Annotated in this window: 1 pseudogene; it reads right to left on the bottom strand. The window is 38.8% G+C overall.

Annotated elements, in window-relative coordinates:
* Window positions 1-268, bottom strand: a pseudogene (locus tag C1G53_RS03765) (cell division protein FtsH); the annotation flags it as partial.

The following is a 268-nucleotide window of genomic DNA, read 5'->3' as shown; positions in this document are numbered from 1 at the left end:
CCTTGATGTTACTTTGTTCCAAAGCTTTAGCTTTATTCCGTCCAAAGTTCATTGCACCACGTGCTCCACCACCACCCTGGTTCATCATCATCATGAAGAATACACCAGCAATAACAAGTGGCAACAAATTAAAGATAATGTTCAACCATAGTCCATTAGAACTTTCAGGTTTAATAGCAACCTTTACTCCATTTTCATTTGCAAGAGCTTGTAGCTCTGACAAATTCGTTTCTGACGGTAAAATTATGGCAGGAAATTTTACAGTGGG

This window comes from Streptococcus suis (assembly GCF_002960445.1).
Lineage (GTDB): Bacteria > Bacillota > Bacilli > Lactobacillales > Streptococcaceae > Streptococcus > Streptococcus hyiners.
Note: the sequence above shows the minus strand (reverse complement) of the source record. Positions and strands in the feature narration are given on the sequence as shown.